This is a genomic window from Sporomusa acidovorans, from assembly GCF_900101845.1.
Taxonomy (GTDB): Bacteria; Bacillota; Negativicutes; order Sporomusales; family Sporomusaceae; genus Sporomusa; species Sporomusa acidovorans.
Window position 1 is genome coordinate 26361 of sequence record NZ_FNAM01000020.1, and the last position, 23935, is coordinate 50295.

The 23935-nt window shown below is 45.2% G+C and carries 28 protein-coding genes; all 28 read right to left on the reverse strand.

Annotation, left to right across the window (positions count from 1 at the left end; genetic code table 11):
* Positions 1-16: 16 nt before the first annotated feature.
* The 28 genes from mreD to scpC all read right to left on the reverse strand — a co-directional run bounded on the left by mreD (position 17) and on the right by scpC (position 23895).
* Positions 17-511 carry a rod shape-determining protein MreD gene (mreD, locus tag BLR65_RS14560; RefSeq protein ID WP_093794918.1) on the reverse strand — a complete coding sequence of 165 codons (495 nt, stop codon included), beginning with the start codon at positions 509-511 and terminating at the stop codon, positions 17-19.
* Positions 508-1425 carry a rod shape-determining protein MreC gene (mreC, locus tag BLR65_RS14565; RefSeq protein ID WP_093794919.1) on the reverse strand — a complete coding sequence of 306 codons (918 nt, stop codon included), beginning with the start codon at positions 1423-1425 and terminating at the stop codon, positions 508-510. The genes mreD and mreC overlap by 4 nt, the downstream gene beginning before the upstream one ends.
* Positions 1426-1446: 21 nt before the next feature.
* Positions 1447-2481 carry a rod shape-determining protein gene (locus tag BLR65_RS14570; protein ID WP_093794920.1) on the reverse strand — a complete coding sequence of 345 codons (1035 nt, stop codon included), beginning with the start codon at positions 2479-2481 and terminating at the stop codon, positions 1447-1449.
* 29 nt (positions 2482-2510) lie between these two features.
* Entirely contained in the window at positions 2511-3200 is a 690-nt protein-coding gene (gene radC / locus BLR65_RS14575; protein ID WP_093794921.1) for a RadC family protein, read from the reverse strand.
* The gene (locus BLR65_RS14580) at positions 3197-3769 is read right to left on the reverse strand and encodes a Maf family protein (protein ID WP_093794922.1); all 573 of its coding nucleotides are present in this window, start codon (positions 3767-3769) and stop codon (positions 3197-3199) included. The genes radC and BLR65_RS14580 overlap by 4 nt, the downstream gene beginning before the upstream one ends.
* Before the next feature lie 15 nt (positions 3770-3784).
* Positions 3785-4075, reverse strand: coding sequence for a DUF4321 domain-containing protein (locus BLR65_RS14585; protein ID WP_245692802.1), 291 nt, complete (start codon positions 4073-4075; stop codon positions 3785-3787).
* A gap of 89 nt (positions 4076-4164) precedes the next feature.
* A complete protein-coding gene (locus BLR65_RS14590) occupies positions 4165-4695 on the reverse strand; it encodes a Gx transporter family protein (protein ID WP_093794923.1) in 531 nt (176 codons plus the stop codon).
* A gap of 2 nt (positions 4696-4697) precedes the next feature.
* The gene (locus tag BLR65_RS14595) at positions 4698-5081 is read right to left on the reverse strand and encodes a NusG domain II-containing protein (RefSeq protein WP_093794924.1); all 384 of its coding nucleotides are present in this window, start codon (positions 5079-5081) and stop codon (positions 4698-4700) included.
* A gap of 141 nt (positions 5082-5222) precedes the next feature.
* Entirely contained in the window at positions 5223-6080 is an 858-nt protein-coding gene (rnfB, locus tag BLR65_RS14600; RefSeq protein WP_093794925.1) for an RnfABCDGE type electron transport complex subunit B, read from the reverse strand.
* A 30-nt stretch (positions 6081-6110) separates the two neighbouring features.
* Positions 6111-6692, reverse strand: coding sequence for an electron transport complex protein RnfA (locus tag BLR65_RS14605; RefSeq protein ID WP_093794926.1), 582 nt, complete (start codon positions 6690-6692; stop codon positions 6111-6113).
* Positions 6689-7369, reverse strand: coding sequence for an electron transport complex subunit RsxE (rsxE, locus tag BLR65_RS14610; RefSeq protein WP_093794927.1), 681 nt, complete (start codon positions 7367-7369; stop codon positions 6689-6691). The genes BLR65_RS14605 and rsxE overlap by 4 nt, the downstream gene beginning before the upstream one ends.
* A gap of 11 nt (positions 7370-7380) precedes the next feature.
* Positions 7381-7956: an RnfABCDGE type electron transport complex subunit G gene (locus BLR65_RS14615; RefSeq protein WP_093794928.1), complete on the reverse strand. Its 576-nt coding sequence runs from the start codon at positions 7954-7956 to the stop codon at positions 7381-7383.
* 5 nt (positions 7957-7961) lie between these two features.
* Positions 7962-8936, reverse strand: a complete 975-nt coding sequence (locus BLR65_RS14620) for an RnfABCDGE type electron transport complex subunit D (protein ID WP_093794929.1) — start codon at positions 8934-8936, stop codon at positions 7962-7964.
* A 12-nt stretch (positions 8937-8948) separates the two neighbouring features.
* Complete coding sequence (rsxC, locus tag BLR65_RS14625) at positions 8949-10274, reverse strand: electron transport complex subunit RsxC (RefSeq protein WP_093794930.1); 1326 nt, start codon at positions 10272-10274, stop codon at positions 8949-8951.
* A gap of 48 nt (positions 10275-10322) precedes the next feature.
* On the reverse strand, positions 10323-10748 hold the full coding sequence (locus BLR65_RS14630) for a SoxR reducing system RseC family protein (RefSeq protein ID WP_245692804.1): 426 nt from the start codon (positions 10746-10748) through the stop codon (positions 10323-10325).
* 347 nt (positions 10749-11095) lie between these two features.
* Complete coding sequence (locus BLR65_RS14635; protein WP_093794932.1) at positions 11096-11650, reverse strand: hypothetical protein; 555 nt, start codon at positions 11648-11650, stop codon at positions 11096-11098.
* 217 nt (positions 11651-11867) lie between these two features.
* Positions 11868-13223 (reverse strand): SLC13 family permease, encoded by a 1356-nt coding sequence (locus tag BLR65_RS14640; RefSeq protein ID WP_093794933.1) that lies wholly within the window; start codon positions 13221-13223, stop codon positions 11868-11870.
* Positions 13224-13546: 323 nt separating this feature from the next.
* The gene (locus BLR65_RS14645; RefSeq protein WP_093794934.1) at positions 13547-14848 is read right to left on the reverse strand and encodes an SLC13 family permease; all 1302 of its coding nucleotides are present in this window, start codon (positions 14846-14848) and stop codon (positions 13547-13549) included.
* Between the two features lie 119 nt (positions 14849-14967).
* Positions 14968-15126 (reverse strand): hypothetical protein, encoded by a 159-nt coding sequence (locus BLR65_RS29840; RefSeq protein WP_169716765.1) that lies wholly within the window; start codon positions 15124-15126, stop codon positions 14968-14970.
* A 15-nt stretch (positions 15127-15141) separates the two neighbouring features.
* Positions 15142-16299 carry a sodium ion-translocating decarboxylase subunit beta gene (locus BLR65_RS14650; RefSeq protein WP_093794935.1) on the reverse strand — a complete coding sequence of 386 codons (1158 nt, stop codon included), beginning with the start codon at positions 16297-16299 and terminating at the stop codon, positions 15142-15144.
* Positions 16300-16433: 134 nt separating this feature from the next.
* Positions 16434-16832, reverse strand: a complete 399-nt coding sequence (locus BLR65_RS14655) for a biotin/lipoyl-containing protein (protein WP_093794936.1) — start codon at positions 16830-16832, stop codon at positions 16434-16436.
* Between the two features lie 40 nt (positions 16833-16872).
* A complete protein-coding gene (locus tag BLR65_RS14660) occupies positions 16873-17145 on the reverse strand; it encodes an OadG family transporter subunit (RefSeq protein ID WP_093794937.1) in 273 nt (90 codons plus the stop codon).
* A 46-nt stretch (positions 17146-17191) separates the two neighbouring features.
* Complete coding sequence (gene mmdA, locus BLR65_RS14665; RefSeq protein ID WP_093794938.1) at positions 17192-18721, reverse strand: methylmalonyl-CoA decarboxylase subunit alpha; 1530 nt, start codon at positions 18719-18721, stop codon at positions 17192-17194.
* Positions 18722-18747: 26 nt separating this feature from the next.
* Positions 18748-19173, reverse strand: coding sequence for a methylmalonyl-CoA epimerase (gene mce / locus BLR65_RS14670; protein ID WP_093794939.1), 426 nt, complete (start codon positions 19171-19173; stop codon positions 18748-18750).
* Positions 19174-19275: 102 nt separating this feature from the next.
* Positions 19276-20214: a methylmalonyl Co-A mutase-associated GTPase MeaB gene (meaB, locus tag BLR65_RS14675; RefSeq protein WP_093794940.1), complete on the reverse strand. Its 939-nt coding sequence runs from the start codon at positions 20212-20214 to the stop codon at positions 19276-19278.
* A gap of 33 nt (positions 20215-20247) precedes the next feature.
* Positions 20248-20640: a cobalamin B12-binding domain-containing protein gene (locus BLR65_RS14680; protein WP_093794941.1), complete on the reverse strand. Its 393-nt coding sequence runs from the start codon at positions 20638-20640 to the stop codon at positions 20248-20250.
* A 21-nt stretch (positions 20641-20661) separates the two neighbouring features.
* Positions 20662-22302 (reverse strand): acyl-CoA mutase large subunit family protein, encoded by a 1641-nt coding sequence (locus BLR65_RS14685; protein WP_373657751.1) that lies wholly within the window; start codon positions 22300-22302, stop codon positions 20662-20664.
* Between the two features lie 84 nt (positions 22303-22386).
* A complete protein-coding gene (scpC, locus tag BLR65_RS14690; RefSeq protein WP_093794943.1) occupies positions 22387-23895 on the reverse strand; it encodes a succinyl-CoA:acetate CoA-transferase ScpC in 1509 nt (502 codons plus the stop codon).
* Positions 23896-23935: the final 40 nt, after the last annotated feature.

Here is a 23935-nt window from a genome sequence, read left to right on the forward strand (position 1 = left end):
TCAAAATCAAATCCAGTTAAAATTGACTGTTATTACCAAATGTAATCCGGTATACCAGTCGGTGAACCGGTATACAAAATAAAATATTATACCCGAGGGAAAGCAATACCTGATAACTAAAAGTAGATATCATTGCAACCTTATACCCCAAAATAAAAAGTAATGCCTGCATCAGCACATTATTAAACAAAGCGGCTAGAACTATCGCTAAAACCGGCAACAGGATGCTCTCTTTAAACACTTTACGTTCAAACAAGCCCGCCGTATAACCTGTTGCCATTTTCGACAGCGTATTTAGTCCAAAGACATTGCCTGAGGCAAAATCCTGAAGCAGTCCGGCAAAAAAACCTATGCCGATAGCTCGTTCCTTACCAGCCAGCAAGCCACACGCCACCACGATAATCAATAGTATATCCGGCTTAGTCCCGGGGGTAAATATAAATGGTAGTAAAACGGCCTGAACAGCAACAGTAACAAGCAGCAATCCGATCCAGACAAGTGTTGTTCTCATCGGCCTGCCCCTTTCGGCTGAATAGGCTGCTGCTGTCCCGGCTGCATCGCTTTTCCTGGAACGGCCGGCGTAACCGCCTCTGGCAATGGTTCACGTGAACGCACAATAACCAGAACCTCTTCCAGTCTATCAAAATCAACAGCAGGCTTCAAGACAGCATACTTTAACAATCCGCCTTCATCATTGACGATGTCGAGAACCTCGCCAACCAACAGCCCCTTAGGAAATATTCCGCCAAAGCCGGAAGTAATAATTTTATCCCCTTTGATAATATCAGCGTCCCGGGCAATATTCACCATATGGGGTGTCTGTTGATTAGCGGAACTTCCTTCAACAATACCAGCTACCCGCGACTCCGGCCGCTGCACCAGGCAGCCGACAGCACTCCGCGGGTCTAAAATTAGCTGTACTTTGGCTGAATTATTATACACACTGATAACATTACCAACAAGTCCCTGCGCCGTTACTACCGTCATATCCTTGGCAATTCCGTCTGAGGCACCTCTGTTTATCATAATAATGCTTGTCCATGTTCCCGGATCACGGGCAATAACTTGTGCAGTAACAAAATCAAACTGCGGAGCCCCTTTTTTATAATCTAGCATGGCCCGCAGTCTTGCATTCTCAGCCAGAATTTCAGTCGTATTAACATTATTTTGGCGGAGTTCCGCTATTTCAGCTTGAAGTGCCTGATTATCGCGATATACAGTCATTATGTCACTGGTAAAAGAACCAGCATGGCGTATTCCATAACCAATTTTCCCCAACACATATTCAACTGGCGTTAATAATGTAGTTACTACATGTTCCATAAAAACAAACCGATATTTTCCCTGGGCAATTGTAGTTGCCAGCAAAAAGACGGTTAACACCGCCACTATGAGGATAACCGCCTTTTTGTGAATGAATCGCACTTTCTGGGCCCCTTCCTTACCTTAATTAAGTTTTTTGGGAGTCATAAGTACCCGTTTTAATAAATCAATACTTTCTAAAGCGCCGCCAGTACCTGCCGCCACACAAGACAGAGCATCTTCCGCAATATGCACCGGCATACCCGTTTCCTTGTTGAGCAGAATATCCAGCCCTCGCAGCAAAGACCCGCCACCGGTCATGACAATCCCCCGGTCCATAATATCTGAGGCTAATTCCGGTGGTGTTTTTTCCAGAGTTACTTTTACTGCTTCAATAATTCCCGCAACCGGCTCACTGAGCGCTAATTGCACTTCACTTGCTTTGATTGTCAAGGTTTTGGGCAACCCGGTCACCAAATCACGGCCACGAACATCAAACTGTTCGTCCGCCTTAAGCAATATGGCTGAGCCAATTTTAATCTTTACTTCTTCGGCTGTCCGTTCGCCAATCATTAAATTATAAGTCCGTTTGATATACTGAACAATGGCCTCATCCATCTCGTCCCCGCCAATGCGAATCGAACGGCTGGTAACAATGCCCCCTAATGAGATAACTGCTACCTCGGTAGTGCCACCACCAATATCAACAACCATATTACCGGTTGGTTCATGTACAGGCAACCCGGCGCCGATAGCAGCCGCCATTGGTTCTTCAATCAAATAGGCTTCTCTGGCTCCGGCCTGGATTGTCGCATCAATAACTGCCCTTTTTTCAACCTCCGTTACCCCGGAAGGAACACCGACGACAACCCGGGGCCGAATAAAAGACTTTGAATCCATTGCTTTTCTAATAAAGTATTTAAGCATTGCCTGCGTTACGTCAAAATCGGCTATAACACCGTCTTTAAGTGGACGGATGGCCACAATATTTCCTGGTGTGCGGCCAATCATTTGCTTAGCTTCTTCACCAACAGCCAAAACTTCGCCAGTATCACGCTGAATAGCTACAACTGACGGCTCTCTTAACACAATCCCCCTGCCCTTCACATGGACTAATGTATTGGCAGTACCCAGGTCTATACCCATGTCACGCGACAGTGAGCCAAATAAATTCAGCATAGACTTTAACCCCTTTCATTTACAACCTATTATATTATTCCCTTTTCCTTAAAACTAACATACTTACCGTCACCAATTATTACATGGTCAAGTACGAAAATAGCAAGCAAATTTCCTGCTTCTACCAATTGCTTTGTAAGGCTAATGTCTTCCTGACTTGGTGTTGGATCACCACTTGGATGATTATGTACCAAAATAACAGCAGCCGCACTATAACTAATGGCTTCACGGAACAATTCCCGCGGATGAACAATCGATGCATTTAAGCTGCCGACAGAGATAATTGCCCGGGCAATAACATGATTTTTGGTCGATAAAAGCAATGCCATAAAATGTTCTTTTGTTTGATACCTCAGCTCGGGCATTACTAAATCAGCAGCATCTTGAGGACTGCGAATAATGGGTCGTTGACCCGGTTCCCGCTGGTTTAAGCGACGCCCTAATTCAATACCGGCAACCAAAGTCACTGCTTTAACTAAGCCGATACCGGTAGTTTTACTTAATTCAGGCGGTGATATGCTGGCAAGCCCCGCTAATTCATATTTAGCCAAAAGTTGCTCAGCAAGCCGGTTAACTGGTATATTTTTTGTGCCAGTGCGGAGAAGTATCGCTAATAACTCAGCATTGCTTAATGCTTGCGCACCTTTTGCCAGCAATTTTTCCCGTGGTCTTTCCGCCGCTGGCAGTTCTTTCATCATTAACTGCTTGTCCATAGTCATAATAACTGCACTCCTACTTGTTCAAGCAGTTCAGAAAGTTTGACGAGAGGCAAACCTACAACATTATTGTAACAACCGGTAATCCCCTCAACCAATAAAGCGCCCCGCCCCTGAATAGCATATGCCCCTGCCTTATCCAGCGGTTCACCGGTATCAACATACCGTTTTATTTGGGCCAGTGACAAGGGTCTGAACTTAACGCTAGTTGTACTATAACCGCTAACAACTTGCTTACCCTTAACTACTGCCACTCCGGAAATCACAATATGTTCACGCCCGGCAAGGACAGTCAGCATTTGAACTGCGTCATGATAATCTTGGGGTTTACCAAATACCCTGCCATCAATAACAACAATCGTATCGGCACCAATAACAACGGCATTTTCAGAAGCAATTCTCTTACTGACATCAATTGCTTTATTCATCGCCTGGACCATCGCCAGTTCCTCAGGGCGCATGTCTTTAGTATTATCTTCTTCAAATTCGCTGACTTCTACTGCAAAATCAAGGCCAATTAATTCCAAAAGGTGCCGCCGTCTCGGTGATGCTGACGCTAAGATTATTTTCATAACCCATTTTTCCTCCTAGAAACGTCTAAAAAGTAGAATAGCGGCAATGATTCCCAGTACACTCATCAAATTGGGATATAAAGCAAAACCAATAACGAATTTAATCACATACAGATTAATCGCTACCGGCGGCAAATCAAATACCGGGAATGGCTTGATAAGATAAGGCGCGACTCCTGACAGCAAACTGGAACTGGCGGCAAGTTCGCCTAAAATACCGCCGACTATGGCTCCCGTAACTAAAAATAACACCATCATTCCCATACTTTTACCGGCAGAACTGGTTCTTCTCGTGCCAGCTCCCATTTTACTCCCCTCCTTGGGACGAAAATAAGAAAAGACTTGGCTTGTGCCAAGTCCTTCAGGACGCAGGCAGAAGCCTTAGCCATTCTCACTTACTCTATATTCCTAAACTTGAGCCCATATTTTTCAGGTACTTTAGCTAGACAATAGTTAGCCGCCAAACCAGTAAACAGGCCTGTTGGAATAGCGAATATAAGCAAATATGGCGCATACCAAAGCAACCCTGCACTATGAACTAGGATAGCTGCCAAAACTACTTGGGTAATATTATGGATAGCTGCGCCAAATAAACTGACGCCAGCCAGCGAAAATAACCCTAAGTAATGATTGCAGATATAAACCATACTAAAAATGCTTGCAAATGCTCCACCCATACTCATAATAAAGGCCGGCCCCAACAATGAACCACCAAACAAAGAGCCTAACAGAATGCGGGCAACAGCGACATAAACAGCATCCCGCCAGCCAAGCATAACAATGGCAAGCAATGAAATGGCGTTGGCCAGACCTAGCTTGGCACCGGGTATCGGTACCGGAAGTGGCAACTGGCTTTCCACTACATGAAGAGTAGCTGCCATAGCGACTAGCAAAGCTAATACAACCAGACGTTTTGTTTTACCCACAGCTACCTCACAATATCATCAATATCAGCAGGGTTGTCTGATATCACTTTTACAACAACGCGATTAGGCAAACATACAATTTGCTGCGGCGGAATGCTTATCCAGCCTTGTTGCACACAGATTTGGTCAGGACAATCCGCTTCCTTCATGCGCACGCGGCCACCCTGATATTCAATAATATTATAGCCATCATGCCCGTCAATTCTATATTCTCCTACATAACCCTGACGTAACGGAAAAGTCTTAACTGTTTTACCAGCAACAGTTACCACAATGCTGCGTGCTTGACCACTAACACTTGACATATAATGCAGGTTTAAACCAATACCTGTGATTGATAGTGTTGTTAGTGCAACAATCAGCCATTTGTCAGCTTTTGTCAACATTAGTTTGCCACCCTGCTCACATTCTATTATATTTTACATTAAAATATAGGTTAATGCAATTAATACCCGGCTAAAAATTAACACAAACCCATAATAAAAGAGGAGGGTTTTCCCCTCCTCTTTTTACCGGGAAAATTCTTATTAAGCTACTGTGTCCTCGCTGCCAGGCACTACGCCGAGCACGGCCTGTTTAATAGCTTTTGTCGGACATTTAGCTAAACAAACAGGGTTCGTACATTTTTCCATACACACTTTAGCATCAACAACAGCCAGATTCTTATCCATCTTAATGGCACCGTGCGGGCATTCCTTCATGCATAATGTGCAGCCAATGCAGGCAGAACTGCAAGCTTTTTTAGCCACAGCGCCTTTATCGTGTGAATTGCAGTTAACCCGGACATGAGCTCCGATCGGCATCATAGTAATAACGCTTTTCGGACAGAGAGTCTCACATTTGCCGCAGCCGGTACATTTATCCGGATCAATAACCGGCAAACCATCTTCACTCATGGTCATCGCCCCAAATGGGCAAGCTTTTACACAAGTTCCCAAGCCTAGACAGCCATATTTACAGCTTTTGGGGCCGCCGAACAACAGGTTAGCAGCGACACAATCCTGAACACCTTGATATTCATTGGCTTTAACTGCCTTAGCACGGCTGCCGGCACAACGAACTTGAGCAATGCGCGGCTCAACCTCAGCCGCCGCCTTGCCAGTTAGTTGACCAACCAGCTTAGCTACCGCAGCTTTGCCAGGAATACATAAATTAGGCGGTACATCAGGATTCGTTACTACCGCCTCAGCATAGGCCATACAGCCGGCAAAGCCACAGGCCCCACATTGTCCCTTAGGCAATACATCTTCAACAACGTGAATCAGCGGATTAACCTCAATAGCCAGTTTTTTATTCGCATAAGCGAGAACTAAGCCAAAAATAACACCCAGACTTGTCATAATGACAAGGATTATTATGGAATGTTGAACAAGCGAATGTTCCATTTAACTCCCACGCCCCTTTCAATACCAGCATTATAACGGAATCATGCCTGAAAAACCTAAGAAGGACAACGCAAGCATACCTGCCAATATGAAGGCAATCCCTAGGCCTTGCAACGATTTGGGCACATCAGCATACTGCAGTTTCTCACGCAAACTGGCCATGAGAATAATTGCCAGGGCAAAACCGGTCCCGGAACCAAACGCATTGACTACACTCTTAAGGAAATTGTAATTTGCAGATGCGTTAATTAGTGGTACACCCAAAACGACACAGTTAGTTGCAATTAAAACAAGGTAAATACCCCACATTTCATATAAAGCAGGGGCGAACCGCTTAATTGCAATTTCTAAAAACTGCACAAAGCAAGCTATCAGCACAACAAAAACGACAATTTTTAAGAATACCAGATCATAGGGGATCAAAACAAAATTGTAAACCACCCAGGCGAGAGCCGATGATACGGTAAGAATGGAAGCTACAGCCATGCCCATCCCGATAGAAGCATTTAAACTTTTGGAAACACCGAAGAAAATACACAAACCCAGAAACCTGGTCAGTACAAAGTTATTAACGATTACCGCACCCATAAACAAGGTAAAATACTCCATCATACAGCTTCACTCCTCTGCACTGCAAGTTGCTGGCTGGCCTTTGCTTGAGCTTTGGCCTTTGCGGCTTGTTTATCCTGATATTCGCCAATAACGTTAAACATACCGATCATTAAGCCGATTGCCAGGAATGCGCCAGGCGCAAGGATCATAATCATCGGACCATTATAAGACTCGGGAAATACGTGGAATGCAAGGGAAGTGCCTCCCAAAAGCATCCCCGTGCCAAATAGTTCGCGTACAACACCGATAAACAGCATCGCTACTGTAAAACCGGCTCCCATACCCAACCCATCAAAGAAAGAAGGAATTACGCCGTTTTTCATAGCGAATACTTCTGCTCTGGCCAAGATTATGGCAAACACAACGATCAATTCAAGGTACAGTCCCAATTCCCTATAAACGGCAGGGAAATATGCCTCCAATGTCAGAATAATTAATGTAACAATTGTTGCAATGATGGTAATAAATACAGGTACACGAACCTTGGGGTTAACTAATTTCTTGATGATGGAAACAACAACATTATTTGCTGTTATAACTACTAAAACGCACATTCCCATACCAAATGCATTAAATACGGTAGAGGTAACCGCCAGCGCCGGGCAAAGACTTAACGCAAGGCGGAATATGGGGTTCATTTCAAAAATGCCTTTTTTAAATATTTCCCAATAATTCATATTCGCACACCTCACTTCTTCTGGGTAGCCGAATAAGCGGCAACCGCTTCTACAGCTTCTTTTATGCCTTTTGTGACGGCCCGGGAGGTAATGGTCGCGCCAGTCAGCGCCTGGATGTTCTTATCGGTCGGAACTTTTACAACTTCCATATCATTCGCAGTTTTATTGGCAAACTGCTTGCGGAACTTAGGTTCCACCATTTTATCACCTAAGCCGGGAGTTTCATTATGCTTGAGTACTTTGTAATCCATTGCTTTGCCGTCGGGCGTTACGGCCGCCAGCATTTCAATAGCACCGCCATATCCCTTGCTGCTGGCAGGCACCACATAGGCAACGACTTTACCGCCTTTCATTGCACCGTACCAACCGTCCTTGCCATCAATAGGGTTAAATGATTCGGCATCTTTTACCAGTTCTCTCATGGCATCGTTTTTAGCTTTGACGCGTTGTTCAGCAGCAGCTGGTTCGGTGATAGCAAAAGTAGTAGCAATAATGGCTCCTGAAATAAAACAGGTAATCGCCAAATTCATAGCAATTTTAAAAACGCTATTATTCTTATCCTCATGGGTGTGTTCATCATGTGCCATGGTTACTACCTCCTTGCCCCAAATTTTGCAGGCTTAATCCACAGGTCAATCAGCGGTGTCACGCAGTTCATCAGCAATATTGCATAACAAACCCCCTCCGGATAACCGCCAAGCAACCGGATTAATACAGTAAGCATACCAGCGCCGATGGCAAATATGATTTGACCTTTTATCGTAATAGGAATGGTAACCATATCAGTAGCCATAAAGAAAGCACCTAAAATGAGTCCGCCTGACATCATATGCATAATGGGATCCTGCCCGAAGACTGCAGTTAAAACGCCCACAGTACCAATCATACATACCGGAATCTGCCAGTTGATGTACCCACGATAAATAAGGAATAAGCCGCCTAAAATTAAAAGCAGTGCCGAAGTCTCTCCCATGCTGCCACTGCGGGAACCTACAAAGAGCGATTGATACATGGTAACCTTGTCACCAAAAATCTCAACAAGTTTCTCATAGCCTTGCAATTTCAAGATGCCTAACGGGGTAGCGGAAGTAACGCCGTCAATTTTGCTTGCCATCTGCGGCCAGGTGGTCATGGCAACCGGCCAGGAAGCCAGCAATACGGCGCGTCCTACAAGTGCCGGATTGAAAATGTTGTAACCCAGACCGCCCATCGTATGTTTGGCAACAGCAATCGCTACCACCGTGCCAAAAACGGGCATATACCATGGCAATGTTGCGGGAATATTCATAGCCAGTAAGAGGCCTGTCAAAAATGCGCTGCCATCATTAATAGTAATCGGTTTGTTTTGCCATTTTTGAATCAGATATTCTGTTGCCACGGCAACAGCAATACAAAGAATCATGGTTGTCAATGCCGGCATACCAAAACGATATACCGAAAAAAGAGCTGCCGGCGCTAATGCCAGATTAACCGCCCACATAATCTTGGCAATTGACTCATCGCACCTGATGTGCGGCGATGCCGAAACTGTCAATGTACCCACGTCAAGTTTTACTTCTGCACTCATACCGCCCACCTCCTATTTTTTCTGCGCAGCCGCTGCTGCTGCGTTTTGCGCTTTGGACAATTTAATATAATGAACAATATTGCGTTTAGCCGGACATGCATAGACACAGGACCCGCACTCGACGCAATCTAAAAGATTGTACTCTTCCTTGGCGGCAGAATACGCTCCCCGTTCACCAAGAATACTTAACATACTGGGAATCAGCCCCATCGGACAAGCCTCAACACAGCGGCCACAGCGAATGCACGGACGCTCCGGCCCTACGTTGACATCGGCTTCGCTCAGGGTCAATATGCCGGAAGTACCTTTTATAACAGGCACATCCAATGTACGCTGCGCCATTCCCATCATCGGGCCGCCCATAATAACCTTAACCGGTTGTTCTTTAAATCCACCGCACATAGCTACGGCTTGAGCAAACGTAGACCCTATCCTTAGCAGAATATTTTTAGGTTCCGCGATAGCACCACCGGTAACGGTCGCGACGCGCTCAATGAGCGGAATGCCTTTTTCTACGGCATCAGCTATTGCCACTAAAGTGCCGACATTTTGTACAACGACGCCAACATCCATAGGCAGTCCGCCTGAGGGCACTTCTCTATCGAGAATTACTTTAATTAGCGTTTTTTCTGCACCCTGCGGATATTTAGTTTTAAGAGGCACAACTTCGATGCCGGCATCGGTACAGGCTTTACGCATGACTTCAATAGCATCCGGTTTGTTTTCTTCAATCCCAACAAACCCTTTGCTTACACCGAGAATCTTCATGGCAATTTTCATACCGGTAACAATACGTCCGGTTTGCTCTAGCATGACCCGATGATCAGCTGTCAGGTAGGGTTCGCATTCAGCTCCGTTAAGAATAAAGGCATCAATAGGCTTTTCCGGCGGCGGCGACATTTTTACATGGGTAGGAAAAGTAGCACCCCCCATACCGACAAGACCCGCCAACCGTACGATTTCTTTAAGTTCTTTAGCGTCCATGGACTGCCAGTCCCGGCTTAGCGGTAATCCTGGAGCCCACTCATCCTGACCATCACTTTCAATAACTACGGCTTGACAAGTGCCAAAGACAGGATGAGGGTATTCGGCAATTTCAACTACCTTACCTGAAGTTGAAGCATGGATAGGACTGGCAACAAAGGCCTGAGCCTCGGCTATGACCTGTCCCTTCTTGACCAAATCACCTACCTTGACTACCGGTGCGCAAGGCGCGCCAATATGCTGCCTGGTAGGAATAATGACTTTTTGCGGTATAGGGGCCACTTCTATTGGTTTAGCAGCTGTATACCGTTTGCGGTCATCAGGATGAACTCCCCCGCGAAAGCTTTTTGCCATATTTTCACTCCTTTTGCTTGTACAATTTAATCGCTATGGTAAGCCAGCCTATGACAAAATGCGGGTTATGACTGGACGCATATTATCGTTGGTCCTGGCACTGCGATCAAAATACTTAATATAAAGCATGGATAATCCAAAAGCAGCAACCCCGCCGGCAATCTGATACATGAGTGAGTCGGCCGCCTGCTGGGCGACTGCCAGGTACGTCCCGGCAAATACTCCCGCAGCAGCAGCAATAAGTGGTAATATATAGACAATAAAAGCGGCTTTTAGCATATTCACTTCTTTTATTTCAAAGGCTACCCGCTGGCCTTGCTGCGCACCGACAGGGTTAAGCGCCTCCACTACTATAGCCTTATTGCCTGGGCAGCTGCCGCAGTTTTCACAATCACTATGACGGCTGGCTTTCACTTTGGCCAATCCGTCAAACACTTCCAAAACTATGCCTTCTTGCTGCTTTTCCAATGCCATCCCCCCTTTCTTGATGGATAATTTTAGGTTACATATTGTGTATCTAAACTTGTAATACATTCGCTTTAGTACGGATATTTACCTGCACAATTGCTATAAATTACTTTTTTCACAACTGTTTCATAGGCTTTCACTATATTTTAAAAATTCTAACTGTATTTACAATAGCAGATTTTAAGAAAAAATACTATAGTTTTTTTGTGAAATTTTGTACAAAATTTTAAATTACATGTTTCCAGCAAAAATTCCTTCCAAACAGACATATTGTAATGTTCAGAAGGAATTTATTGGAATTCTTATAGAGATTGGTGAGTAATAGTTACAGCTACTAAACTAATGGATTTTCATTATCGCGGTTCCTGTTTTTCTGCTTTTGTCAGCACATCTTTTATAATCTGTTCTTCCGGCATAACTTTTTCGGGTAACTTTGCCCGCAGTGCGGCCAATAACTGATCACCCGGCTTGAGATAAAAACGTCTATTCTCCATTTTTCCCCGGAAGCCCGGAGCTGTATAGACCAGTGTCCAAACATCCCGTCTGTCAAGCGCCGAGTTAAAACGGTACGTTCGCCGAAACTTTAAAACGCTGATTAATTGCGGTTTATAGCGATAAACTCCAAAGATATCGCGATAGGGAACTTCGTGGGTTATTTTTCCCAGCAGCCCGTATTTTGTCAGTCTGATTACCTTTTTATCCATTGCGTAGGTGTAGCGGGCAGACATGCGTTCAATCAAAACAAGCAGGACCAACGCTTCCGCCATTAATTCCAAAGGCTGAAAAATACCAAGCACAAACCATTTGTATAACGAGAAAATGACAAGAGCTGCAAAAGCCGTTACGGCGATTGCCATAATAATCAAGTTCTTTCTATCCGCCTCAGATCGCACCACCAAATTTTCCAAGTTGTTTGAATCCTCCATTATACTTACATTCTTAACAAAATTTCATTCTAGCAAGTATAATTCTCTTTGTAACTGCCAGATTCCTACATTAGCTTGGGAATTAACTGCTAGTTTTGCTGATATAAAGTTCGCCAGTTACATCTTCTCTATTTGTATTGGGCAGATAAGAGAAAAAGTAATAGGCCGGGTATATCCCGGCCCACGCTTGTACCACCAATTAGAATCCGAGCAATCCGAAGAAAATATAGCAGACAATAGCGCCGACAACTGACATGGATAGTCCCCAAATTAAGAGGTTGCGGAATAATTTTGCTTTATCCTCATGCTCGCCGGCACAGGCAATACACAGTGCACCTAACGTGGAAAGCGGGGAAGTATCTACAAGATGAGAGCCAATGTTGATGGATGAAATCATCGCAACTGGATTGCCCCCCCCAATTTCCTGTACCAAACCGGGAACCATTGGCAGGAACATTGGCATAACTACCCCTGATGAACTGGAATATGCCGAGATAATACCGGGGATAAGACCCAACCAAAAGTTGATACTGATAGGATTCGAAATCGCCCCAATCATTTTAACCATTGCTTTTAACCCGCCGGCCTGATCCATTACATCAATAAGCACCGATACACCACACACCATCATGATAACGCCCCATGGCATTACTTTAACCGCAGCTTTACTATCGCCAGAACCTGTAAGCATCAGTATACCGGAAAGAACAAAAGCAACGGAACCGACATTAGAGAGCATATTGGCAAGCCAGACATTCGCTTTGAAGAAACCCTTCATGGCTGGCAAACCAGGAAGAACCACCATTAAAATCAACACAAATACCATTGCTAACGTCAGCCATTGGTGCTTATTAAAGGGCTCAGGTTTAGGAGCCAATTCGTCAATATCGAGACTTGTGCCGCGCTGTTTTTGAATCCAGGCCCAGCCTCCCAGAACAAAGAAACCACCAATATTAACGAGTCCCTGTGCCAATTCAGAATTAAAATGAATCTTCCATGCTAAACTGTTGAGTTGGTCAGGCGAAATTCCTAAGCCGGGAGCCATTTTTGCAATAATTCCATTTGAAATAATACCTGTAGGTGCAAAAGGTGAAAAAGCTGCGCCGTTTGCGGCACCAACCACAATAAGAGTCATCAAAAAAGCAGGCATTCCTACACGAGCAGCAATCGCCATCGCAACAGGCGCCATCAGGGCGCAGCCTGCAATATTACCAGGCCCGATTGTTGTGACAAAAGTCGTTAGCAGATAAACAATGAGCGGAATAAGAGCAGTGTTTCCCTTACAAAGGCGCACCGAATACGATGTTAATTTCTCCATAGTTCCGTTGGTTTGCGCCATTCCAAATAGGAAGGTGACACCAACCAAAATCATAAATAAGCTAAGTGGGAACGAACCCATGACTTTCGCACCAGTTAGACCACCCCAGATGCCGCCGACAATAATCGCAAAGCCAATGCTGAGGAAGCCTACGTTCAAATCTTCGTTCACACAGCTAATGATTACGACAATGACCAGAGCGACCATCGACATTATTGCTGCTATGGATATTTCCATTTACTATTCCTCCTCGCGTTCTAAAGTCGTTTGCTCGTGATTTTCTGCAACTTGTAAGCGTCTTTTATAATATTCCACACTAAGCTGGGCTCAATACCCCCTTTCGGAAAAAAATACTGGTTTCAGAACAATATCGCAAATTACATTGTTCTGAAAATATAGATTTTTTTAAAAAAATACATTTCCTTAGTGCACAAGTTTTATTCGACAATAAAAGATATATTTCTTCTTAATTTGATAAAATTCGATATTTTTTGTATGAAACTAGCGTAAAATAATAAGACGGAAGAGGGAGAAGCCTCCCCCGTCTTGTTTATTCTACTTTATAACCCTAAGATTCCGAATGCTACATAGCAAACAACCGCACCTACCACTGCCATCGACAATCCCCAAAGCATAAGGTTTCTAAACAGCTTTGCTTTATCTTCATGGTTAGCAGCGCAAGCGATGCAAAGCGCACCTAGAGTTGAGAGCGGTGACGTATCCACAATATGTGAGCCGATATTGATTGATGAAATAAGGGCTACCGGGTTACCGCCACCAATTTGTTGAATAATGCCGGGAACCATCGGCAGGAACATCGGCATTACCACACCAGACGAACTTGAATAGGCTGATATCAGGCCGGTAATAAAGCCTAACACACCATTAACTGTAGTCGGATTCGAAACAACAGCAATCATTTTAACCAAAGCATTGAGACCGCCTGCTTGATCCATAATATCAATCAAGACAGACATGCCACAAACCATAAGGATTACACCCCAAGGCATCGCCTTAACAGCCTTGGCGTCATCCGCAATGCCAAACAGCATAAAAATCGAACCAATACCGAAAGCGACCGCACCAACGTCCCATTTTAGAACAATAACGGAAAGCACTAATGCAGCAATACCAGCCAAAGTGGCAAGTTGTTTTGAATTAAAGGGTTCCGGCTTAGGCGCAATTTCATCAATATTAAGAGCCGATGACCCGCGCTGTTTGCGCATCCAAGCCAACCCCCCCAATAAGAAGAAACCGCCAAAATTTACAACACCTTGAACAATTTCTGAATTAAAATGAACTTTCCACGCTAAACTATTAAGTTGACCGGCGGGTATCCCAAGACCTGGAGCCATCTTGGCGATAATGCCGTTGGAGATAATACCAGTTGGGGCAAACGGCGAGAATGCGGCACCGTTTGCTGCACCTACTACTAACAGTGTCATGGCAAAAGCCGGGAGACCGATACGGCCGGCAATAGCCATAGCGACCGGCGCCATAAGGGCGGTAGCGGCGATGTTACCAGGGCCAATTGTTGTAACAATAGTAATAAGCAGGAACAGAATAATAGGAATCAAGGCTGTATTGCCTTTTGCCAGTCGAACAGCGTAGGCACTAAACTTTTCCATCGTGCCGTTAACTTGAGCACAAGCAAACATAAAAGTAACGCCAATCAAAATCATGAACAAGCCGACCGGCCAGCCTTTGAAAACAGCCGCAACTTTCATACCAGAGAACAGTATCCCCACAAGTAATGCTGAAGCAATACCCAAGATGCCAACATTCATTTCCTTAAAGCAGGAAATGAGAACTACAATGGCCAGCGCTATAATGGAGGCCAATGCGGCGGTACTGATTTCCATATTCTTTTTCCTCTCCCTAATGCATATAATGGTTTAGTTCAGCTATGTCGTTTTTTTATAATTTTGAATTGCAACTTCAATTGATAGCATAAAATTACTGGTATATTTATCTCTCTATTTTATTCTTCCTCGTCGTCTTCTTCATCTTCGTCTTCTACTGGCGCCGGAAACGCGGCATGAAGCGCTTTTGTCGCCAGAATAAACACGCCGATAACAGCAAACATGGTAGGCAAAGCGACTGTCATCATGGTTACAGCTTTAGAGAATGCACTTTCCATTATTTTTCTCCTCCCCTATTTCGCCAGTGCCGGAATCAGGGCAAGTACCAAACCGCCAGCCACAACAGAAGCAACCTGTCCGGCCACATTTACCCCGATAGCATGCTGGATAATGAAGTTAGTAGGATCTTCTTTAAGTGCCATTTTGGCAATTACCCGGCCGGACATTGGGAACGCTGAAATTCCGCAAGCACCGATCATGGGGTTTATTTTGGTTGGGCTAAACATATTTAAGAGTTTGGCAAAAAGCACACCGCCAACAGTATCAAATACGAAGGCTACGGCACCCAGGCCCATAATCAGAAGAACCTCAAAATTCAGGAAACGCTCCGCAGACATCGTGCCGCCGATGGTGATGCCAAGTACCAGGGTAACAAGGTTGGCAAGCTCATTTTGTGCGGCATTGGAAAGGTTCTCAACCACACCGCTCTCTTTTAACAGATTACCAAACATCAGACTGCCGATAAGAGCCACTGAAATCGGCGCAACAATACCTGCGATAATCACAATCATAATAGGAAAAAGGAATTTAGTGGTTTGAGAAACAGGTTCTTCCCCTTCAAATCCCATTTTTATTTTACGTTCACTTGCAGTAGTAACCGCTTTAATAACCGGCGGTTGAATAACCGGAACCAGGGACATATAACAATATGCGGCAACAGACAGAGGGCCTAGCAATTCTTGGGCAAAACGGCTGGCTACATAAATGGTAGTCGGACCGTCAGCGGCGCCAATGATACCAATGGAGGCGGCATGCTCGAAAGAGAAACCCAGCAAGGTTGCCCCGATTGCAGTAGCAAAAATACCGAACTGAGCGGCAGCAGCGAACAGCATGACCGATGGACGGCGGATTAGCGGCGTAAAGTCACACATCGCGCCAATGGCAATAAAGATAAGTACAGGGAACAATTCGTTAGCGATACCCGCGTTATAGAGAACAATAAGGAATCCTTCTTCGCCGGGAACATTGGACACGGCTGAGGAATGAGGAATATTGGCCAAAATAGCACCAAAGCCAATCGGTAACAGCAGAGACGGTTCATAGTCATGTTTTACGGCAAGATAAATCAAAAGTGCACCGATAGCCCACATGACCACATGCTTCCATGAAAGACCAAGAAAACCCATAAGTAGTTCGTCAAGCCAAGGATACTGGTGAATCAATGCTTCCATGTGTGTGTTTTACCTCCTACTATATATTAGTGAAAAGCATCCCTCTTATGATAGCAAAGTTTACATAACCAATCATCAAGATACATTTGGAATTAGTGCGGCTAACTTGCCGCACTAATTCCTCCTTGACCAGATTATCCGAGAACAGCCATAACCTCGCCCGGCTTAACACTTTGACCGGGAGTTACATTGACGGACTTAACAGTACCGTCAGCTGGAGCACCAATTTCATTTTGCATTTTCATAGCTTCGAGTATGAGAATGATATCGCCTTTTTTAACCTTTTGTCCGGCCTTAGCCACTACTTTAGTTACCTTGCCGGGCATTGGCGCCGTTACAGGGGTATCCCCGGCCGCAACTTGAGCCGGAGCTGCTGCCGGAGCTGCCGGTTTGGGAGCCGGGGCTGCTGCCGGTGCAGCAGTTGGAGCTGCTGGAGCGGCCGCCGGACGCGGTTGAGCGGAAACAGCGCCACCTACTTCTTCTACTTCGACCTCGTAGGTATTGCCATTGACTGTTACATTAAACTTTTTCATACTATCGGACCCTCCATTCATTGATGGTGTTCGTATTCGATTAGGCAAACTGGCGGCTATCCATAATTTTTTGCCGTCCAACCTGTGCCCACTGATTACCATGCCTGGTAATCCTGATGGCAAGCTTGCCAGTCCCCATCATTGCATAAACACTGGCAGTAATGACGGCAATTACTTCAGGACTGATACCCTCTGCCTCTACAGCCACAGACGAATCAGGTGAAGTTTCAGTTGCCGCCGCTACCGGTTTTTTCTTCTTTTTCTTATGTTTCGGTGGTTCGGGCTTGCCGAACAAGGAGTCTAAAAAGCCCACGTTAACTATCCCCTTTCTTTCCAATACGGAAGTTTAAGCGAGCAAATTACAGCGGAATATTACCGTGTTTTTTGGCCGGACGCTGCTCGCGCTTACTTGCGAGCATATTGAGCGCATTAATAATGCTTGGCCGGGTTTCCTTAGGTTCAATAACCTGGTCAACAAAACCGCGTTCTGCCGCTTTGTAAGGAGTAGCGAATTCTTCTACATATTCTGCAGTTTTCGCTTCCGCATCAGCATCGCCGCGGAAAATAATATTAGCAGCCCCGGCTGGTCCCATAACAGCAATTTCTGCAGATGGCCAGGCCAATACCTGATCGGCACCCAAGTCTTGGGAGCACATAGCCAAATAAGAACCACCATATGCTTTACGGGTAATAACGGTAACTTTGGGAACAGTTGCTTCGCAATAAGCATACAACATTTTGGCACCATGGCGAATAATACCGCCATACTCCTGATCAGTACCAGGCAGAAAGCCAGGAACGTCAACAAGGTTAACTAATGGCAGATTGAATGCATCACAAAAACGTATGAAGCGGGAAGATTTGTCAGAAGCATTGATATCAAGGCATCCTGCCATATTATTAGGCTGGTTGGCAATAATACCCACAGGTTGTCCATCAAATCTGGCAAAACAGGTAATAATGTTTTGTGCATAATGGCCATGCACTTCATAAAATTCACCATTATCCACAACTGATTTGATAACATCTTTCATGTTGTACGGCTGATTAGGGTTGTCCGGCAGCAAAGTATTAAGACCCTCATCCATCCGATTAGGATCATCGCCGTTATCGACAACCGGAGCATCATCCAAATTATTACTGGGCAAAAAGCTTAACAGATAACGAACCTGCTGCATGCAGTCGTCATCATTTTCGGTGGCAAAATGAGCTACGCCGGAAGTTGCATTATGAGTCATCGCCCCACCCAATTGCTCAGCAGTTACCTCCTCAGCGGTAACAGACTTAATAACTTGCGGGCCGGTGATAAACATTTGACTAGTATTTTTTACCATAAAAACAAAATCTGTAAGTGCCGGCGAATATACCGCGCCACCGGCACATGGTCCCATAATCACGGAGATTTGGGGAATAACACCTGATGCCCGGGTATTCTCGTAAAAAATCTTTCCATAGCCGGACAAAGCATCCACGGCTTCCTGAATGCGGGCACCGCCGGAATCATTAATGCCAATTAATGGCGCTCCCATTTTAAGAGCCAGTTTTTGTACTTTGACGATTTTGTTGGCATGCATTTCACCTAAAGAGCCACCGATTACGGTAAAATCTTGTGCAAATACATATACCAGACGGCCGTCAATCGTACCATAACCTGTTACGACACCTTCTCCCGGCGACTCTACTTTTTCCATACCAAAGTTTGTGCAGCGGTGAGCCACAAATTGATCCAACTCGACAAAAGTACCTGGATCTAGCAATTTCTCCACACGCTCCCGGGCTGTTAATTTGCCGCTGGCGTGTTGTTTATCAATACGTTTTTGGCCACCGCCTAATTTAATCTTTTCCTGGCGTTTTTTCAGATCTTGAATTTTTTCCTGGATTGTAGCCATAGAAAAACACCTCCATTACTTGGGGATTACTTTCGTTCCGAAAGTTCGAGCAAGATGCCACCGGTAGCCTTGGGATGAATAAAAGCAATACTAGCCCCGCCAGCACCATAACGCGGTGATTCATCGATGAGCCGAACACCTTGCTCTTTAAGGTCAGCCAGCGCAGCTTCAATGTTATCAACACGCAAGGCCACGTGTTGGATGCCTTCGCCGTTCTTTTCGATAAATTTGGCAACCGGACCGTCGGGAGAAGTTGATTCAAGCAACTCAACTTCGCTATCGCCAGAAGGAATGAAGCAAACTTTAACCTTTTGCTGTTCGATCACTTCTTCACCCATAGCCGTCATGCCAAGAACATCTGTATAGAACTTTTTGGCTTGTTCCATATCTTTTACCGCAACACCGATGTGGTCAACTCTAAGCACTTTGAATTTGCGAGCATTTACGGACATGTTATACCTCCTGCAACGTATTAGATTGATTTTTCAATCCCTATCAATAATACCATATTTTAATAGCTGGTACTATATTTTCTGTTAAATAAATACAAATATTTAGCGCAATACTTGTTGCAATAAATCGGCAACAACTGTGTACGGATCTTTTTCCCGTCTTTCAACAGCAGTCACTAAGGCATCAAATTGCCCGTCGGCAGTAATATTTTTCAGTATATACCGGCCAATCTGCTCATCAAGCAAAGCCAAAAGTTCATTTTGGGTTCGTTTAGTGCGGCGAATTGCCAGTTGCCCTGACTGCTCAAGATAGTTAATATGATCTTCCACAGCAGTTATTAGCTCATGAATGCCTTCGTCCTTACTGGCAACGGTCCGTTTGACCGGTGGTCGCCATTCAACTTTGATTTGATCCAGATCCAGCATCATTTCAATTTCCGTGTTTAACCGCTCAACGCCATCCCGATCCGCCTTATTGATGGCAAATACATCAGCAATTTCTAAAATACCGGCTTTGATTGCCTGAATGTCATCACCAAGCCCGGGGACTAAAACAACAACTGTCGTATCTGCCGCTTTAATAACATCCACTTCCGACTGACCAACCCCTACTGTTTCAACAAAGATGACATCTTTCCCTGAGGCATCCAATATCTTTACAGCTTCCGCCGTTTTCCGGGACAACCCCCCTAAACTGCCTCTTGTTCCCATACTGCGAATAAAAACGCCTTCATCCAGCGTTAACTCATTCATCCGAATACGGTCACCTAAAATTGCACCACCGGAAAAAGGGCTTGTTGGGTCAACAGCAATGATACCGACAGTCTTGCCTTGACGACGATATTCTTTTGCCAGTTTGTCGGTAAGCGTACTCTTACCCGCACCAGGGGACCCGGTAATTCCAATAACATGAGCCTTGCCTGTATGGGGATAGAGTTTCTGCATAATTTCGGCCGCTTCGTCATATTCATTTTCCACTGTGGTGATGGCACGGGCCAGGGCCCGTTTGGACCCAGCCAGTACTTGCTCAACGATATTCATCTTTATCACCTGCACATCTAACAATCAGCTTTATTATTTGACGTTAGCTTTAATGAATTCAACGATATTACCTGTCGGTGTACCGGGAGTAAATACTTCAGCCACACCGGCGGCTTTTAATCCAGGAATATCAGCATCAGGAATAACGCCGCCACCGATAATCAGAACATCATTCATCTCTTTTTGCCTGCACATCTCAACAATGCGCGGGAACAGGTGATTATGCGCGCCAGACAATAAACTTAAGGCCACAACATTTACGTCTTCCTGCAACGCCGCTTCCACAATTTGTTCCGGAGTCTGGCGAAGGCCAGTATAAATTACCTCAAAACCGGCATCGCGGAGAGCGCGGGCTACGACTTTGGCGCCGCGGTCGTGACCGTCCAGGCCAGGCTTTGCTACCAATACTCTAATACGTTTTTCCATCGTTGTCCCTCCTACTTAAGCTTATAGGCTTACATGCGCTTCGTATTCACCGAATACTTTACGCATTACGCCACAGATTTCTCCCAAAGTCGCATAGGCTTTAACAGCATCCAGAATAAGCGGCATAAGATTAGTGTTTTCATCTTTGCAGCCTGCTTTCAGTTGGGCAAGAGCTCTTTGTACCGCATTACTATCACGGCGAGCGCGAAGATCTGCCAGTTTTTTCTTCTGAAGTTCACCGACAGAAGCATCTACGCGGAGTAACCCCTCAACCGGTTTTTCTTCAATCTGGAACTGATTAACACCAACAATAATCCGTTGTTTGTTCTCCACTTCCATTTGCCATTTGTAGGCACTTTCTTGAATTTCCCGCTGAATATAGCCTTTTTCAATAGCCACAACAGCGCCACCCATACTATCAATCTTTTCAATATATTCCCAAGCTTCTTTTTCGATTTGATTGGTAAGAGCTTCAATGTAATACGAACCAGCCAAAGGATCGACTACGTCCGCCAGACCACTTTCATAGGCGACTATTTGCTGAGTTCGGAGCGCAATACGTACCGAGTCCTCAGTAGGCAGTGCCAAAGCCTCGTCCTTGGAGTTGGTATGCAGGGATTGCGTACCGCCAAGTACGGCTGCCGCCGTTTGCAGAGCTACACGGACAATGTTGTTGTCAGGCTGCTGCGCGGTAAGCATGGAACCAGCCGTTTGCGTATGTACCCGCAGCATCCAGGATTTGGGATTTGTGGCACCGAAACGTTCCTTCATTACTTTTGCCCAAACACGACGGGACGCCCGGAATTTAGCTACTTCTTCCAGCACATTGTTGTGAGCGTTCCAGAAGAAGGACAAGCGTCCGGCAAAATCGTCAACATTTAAGCCGGCTTTAATGGCGGCGTCAACATAGGCAATCCCATCGGCAATGGTAAAGGCAATTTCCTGGGAAGCAGTAGAACCTGCTTCGCGGATATGGTACCCTGAGATTGAAATTGTATTCCAGTGGGGAACATTTTTCGAGCAGTATTCGAAGATATTCGTGATAAGCCGCATGGAGGGCTTGGGCGGGAAGATGTATGTGCCGCGGGCGGCATATTCTTTCAGAATATCGTTTTGAATGGTGCCGTTTAATTTATCCGGGCTAACCCCTTGTTTCTCGGCAACGGCAATATACATAGCAAGCAGTACCGAAGCCGGGGCATTAATTGTCATTGAAGTGGACACTTTACCAAGGTCAATACTGTCAAACAGAATTTCCATGTCCGCCAGTGAGTCAATGGCAACGCCTACTTTACCAACTTCACCCTCGGAAATGGGATCATCGGAATCGTAACCGATCTGGGTCGGCAGGTCAAATGCGCAGGATAGGCCAGTGCCACCGGATTCTAAGAGATAGCGGTACCGTTTGTTGGATTCCTCGGCTGTTGAAAAACCGGCATACATACGCATGGTCCAAAAACGGCCACGGTACATCGTCGGCTGAACCCCACGGGTAAAAGGATATTGACCAGGAAAGCCAAGATCTTCTTCATAATCAAGCCCCTGAATGTCAAGTGGCGTATAGACCCTGTTTTGAGGCAGGTTTTTGCGTTCTGGGAATTTGGCCAGCGCTTTTTCCACCTTACCGGTGTACTCAGCCATCTTTTTTTTCAAGCTATCCATGTTAGCTGTGCACATGTTCTAAAAGTCCTCCTTATAAGTATGTATTTGTAGTGCAGGCGAAAGAGAGGTTATAACCCTTTCTTTCTATTTTATTTTCATACTGCCTGTTTCCAGGAAGCGAGTATGCCAGGAAAGCGCCTCACTGATAATATGCGGCGTATGTGCGTAACCTGTAGCTTTCACAGCCCTTTCAAAATAATCTAGCAGCATGGGCTGATAATCAGGATGAGCACAATTATTTATGATAACCCGTGCCCGCTCTTTAGGACTTAAACCACGGACATCGGCAACACCACGTTCGGTAATAAAAACATCAATATCATGTTCTGTATGATCGAAATGCGAGCACATCGGCACAATAGAAGAAATATCACCTTTCTTAGCCACTGAGCTTGAGAAGAAAATGGTCAAATAGGCATTACGGGAAAAATCCCCTGAGCCGCCAATGCCGTTCATCATTTTTGTCCCCATGATGTGACTGGAGTTAACGTGTCCATATAGATCAAACTCAATTGCCGTGTTCATGGCAATTACCCCGATACGCCGGGCAATTTCCGGACTGTTGGCAATTTCCTGCGGGCGCAGAAGTATCCTCTTACGATATTCGCTAATATTTGCATATAACCTTTTTAAGCCGTCCGGTGACGCAGTTATGGAAGTTCCTGAAGCAAAGGTTAATTTTCCGGCATCAATAAGATCAAACATGCCGTCTTGAATAACTTCCGTATATACAGTAAGGTCTTCAAAATCTGAATTAGCAAGTCCGGCAACAACAGCATTCGCTACTGAGCCTACCCCGGATTGCAAAGGGAGAAGGTTTTTAGGCATACGGCCGGCTTTAATTTCCTGTTTAAGGAAATCAATAAGATGTCCTGTCATCGCTCGGGCATCATCATCAATAGCGGCCAGCGGCCGGGCATCATCTTTAATATCACAAGGAACAATATAGGCAATTCTATCCACACCGCAGGGAATGTAGGGAGTGCCAATACGGTCATCGACCTTTACCAGCGGTATAGGTTGGCGATGCGGCGGATCAAGAGGCACATATATATCATGCATCCCTTCAAGCTCCAGCGGTTGACTGGTATTGACCTCAACAATAACAAAATCAGCACTTTGCACAAAGGAAGCAGCATTTCCCACCGAAGTCGTCGGTATAATATGCCCCTCTTCGGTAATAGCACAAGCCTCTACAATAGCCACGTCCACTTTTCCGCCGAAAAACCCATAACGGGACATTTGCGCCACATGGCTAAGATGCAGGTCAGTATATTGAATCTCGCCATTATTAATGGCAGTTCTCATCGCGTTGTTCGTTTGGTAAGGAAGTCGTTTAGCAATACCTTTTACCTCGGCTAAAGCACCATCAAGTTCTTTGCCTACCGAGGCGCCGGTCCAAAGATTCACCTTAAATTTTTCTTGTTCCATTCTCTTGGCTAAAGCAAGCGGCACCGCTTTAGGATAACCTGCAGGTGTAAAACCGCTGGTGGCAATATTCATCCCATCCTTAATACTGGCAGCTGCTTCTTCTGCGCTCACAATTTTAGCATGCAGTTCTTTGTTGCGGACACGGTCTTTAATGTTAATCACTGTGCACTCTCCCTTCGGAATTAAGCCCGATGTACTGGTA

What these genes read in the sequence shown, in the direction of transcription:
- mreD (WP_093794918.1), bottom strand. Translation starts at nt 511, where the DNA reads ATGAGAACAACACTTGTCTGGATCGGATTGCTGCTTGTTACTGTTGCT.
- BLR65_RS14570 (WP_093794920.1), bottom strand. Translation starts at nt 2,481, where the DNA reads ATGCTGAATTTATTTGGCTCACTGTCGCGTGACATGGGTATAGACCTG.
- radC (WP_093794921.1), bottom strand. Translation starts at nt 3,200, where the DNA reads ATGACTATGGACAAGCAGTTAATGATGAAAGAACTGCCAGCGGCGGAA.
- BLR65_RS14580 (WP_093794922.1), bottom strand. Translation starts at nt 3,769, where the DNA reads ATGAAAATAATCTTAGCGTCAGCATCACCGAGACGGCGGCACCTTTTG.
- BLR65_RS14585 (WP_245692802.1), bottom strand. Translation starts at nt 4,075, where the DNA reads ATGGGAGCTGGCACGAGAAGAACCAGTTCTGCCGGTAAAAGTATGGGA.
- BLR65_RS14595 (WP_093794924.1), bottom strand. Translation starts at nt 5,081, where the DNA reads ATGTTGACAAAAGCTGACAAATGGCTGATTGTTGCACTAACAACACTA.
- rnfB (WP_093794925.1), bottom strand. Translation starts at nt 6,080, where the DNA reads ATGGAACATTCGCTTGTTCAACATTCCATAATAATCCTTGTCATTATG.
- BLR65_RS14605 (WP_093794926.1), bottom strand. Translation starts at nt 6,692, where the DNA reads ATGATGGAGTATTTTACCTTGTTTATGGGTGCGGTAATCGTTAATAAC.
- rsxE (WP_093794927.1), bottom strand. Translation starts at nt 7,369, where the DNA reads ATGAATTATTGGGAAATATTTAAAAAAGGCATTTTTGAAATGAACCCC.
- BLR65_RS14615 (WP_093794928.1), bottom strand. Translation starts at nt 7,956, where the DNA reads ATGGCACATGATGAACACACCCATGAGGATAAGAATAATAGCGTTTTT.
- BLR65_RS14620 (WP_093794929.1), bottom strand. Translation starts at nt 8,936, where the DNA reads ATGAGTGCAGAAGTAAAACTTGACGTGGGTACATTGACAGTTTCGGCA.
- rsxC (WP_093794930.1), bottom strand. Translation starts at nt 10,274, where the DNA reads ATGGCAAAAAGCTTTCGCGGGGGAGTTCATCCTGATGACCGCAAACGG.
- BLR65_RS14630 (WP_245692804.1), bottom strand. Translation starts at nt 10,748, where the DNA reads ATGGCATTGGAAAAGCAGCAAGAAGGCATAGTTTTGGAAGTGTTTGAC.
- BLR65_RS14640 (WP_093794933.1), bottom strand. Translation starts at nt 13,223, where the DNA reads ATGGAAATATCCATAGCAGCAATAATGTCGATGGTCGCTCTGGTCATT.
- BLR65_RS14645 (WP_093794934.1), bottom strand. Translation starts at nt 14,848, where the DNA reads ATGGAAATCAGTACCGCCGCATTGGCCTCCATTATAGCGCTGGCCATT.
- BLR65_RS29840 (WP_169716765.1), bottom strand. Translation starts at nt 15,126, where the DNA reads ATGGAAAGTGCATTCTCTAAAGCTGTAACCATGATGACAGTCGCTTTG.
- BLR65_RS14650 (WP_093794935.1), bottom strand. Translation starts at nt 16,299, where the DNA reads ATGGAAGCATTGATTCACCAGTATCCTTGGCTTGACGAACTACTTATG.
- BLR65_RS14655 (WP_093794936.1), bottom strand. Translation starts at nt 16,832, where the DNA reads ATGAAAAAGTTTAATGTAACAGTCAATGGCAATACCTACGAGGTCGAA.
- mmdA (WP_093794938.1), bottom strand. Translation starts at nt 18,721, where the DNA reads ATGGCTACAATCCAGGAAAAAATTCAAGATCTGAAAAAACGCCAGGAA.
- mce (WP_093794939.1), bottom strand. Translation starts at nt 19,173, where the DNA reads ATGTCCGTAAATGCTCGCAAATTCAAAGTGCTTAGAGTTGACCACATC.
- meaB (WP_093794940.1), bottom strand. Translation starts at nt 20,214, where the DNA reads ATGAATATCGTTGAGCAAGTACTGGCTGGGTCCAAACGGGCCCTGGCC.
- BLR65_RS14680 (WP_093794941.1), bottom strand. Translation starts at nt 20,640, where the DNA reads ATGGAAAAACGTATTAGAGTATTGGTAGCAAAGCCTGGCCTGGACGGT.
- BLR65_RS14685 (WP_373657751.1), bottom strand. Translation starts at nt 22,302, where the DNA reads ATGGATAGCTTGAAAAAAAAGATGGCTGAGTACACCGGTAAGGTGGAA.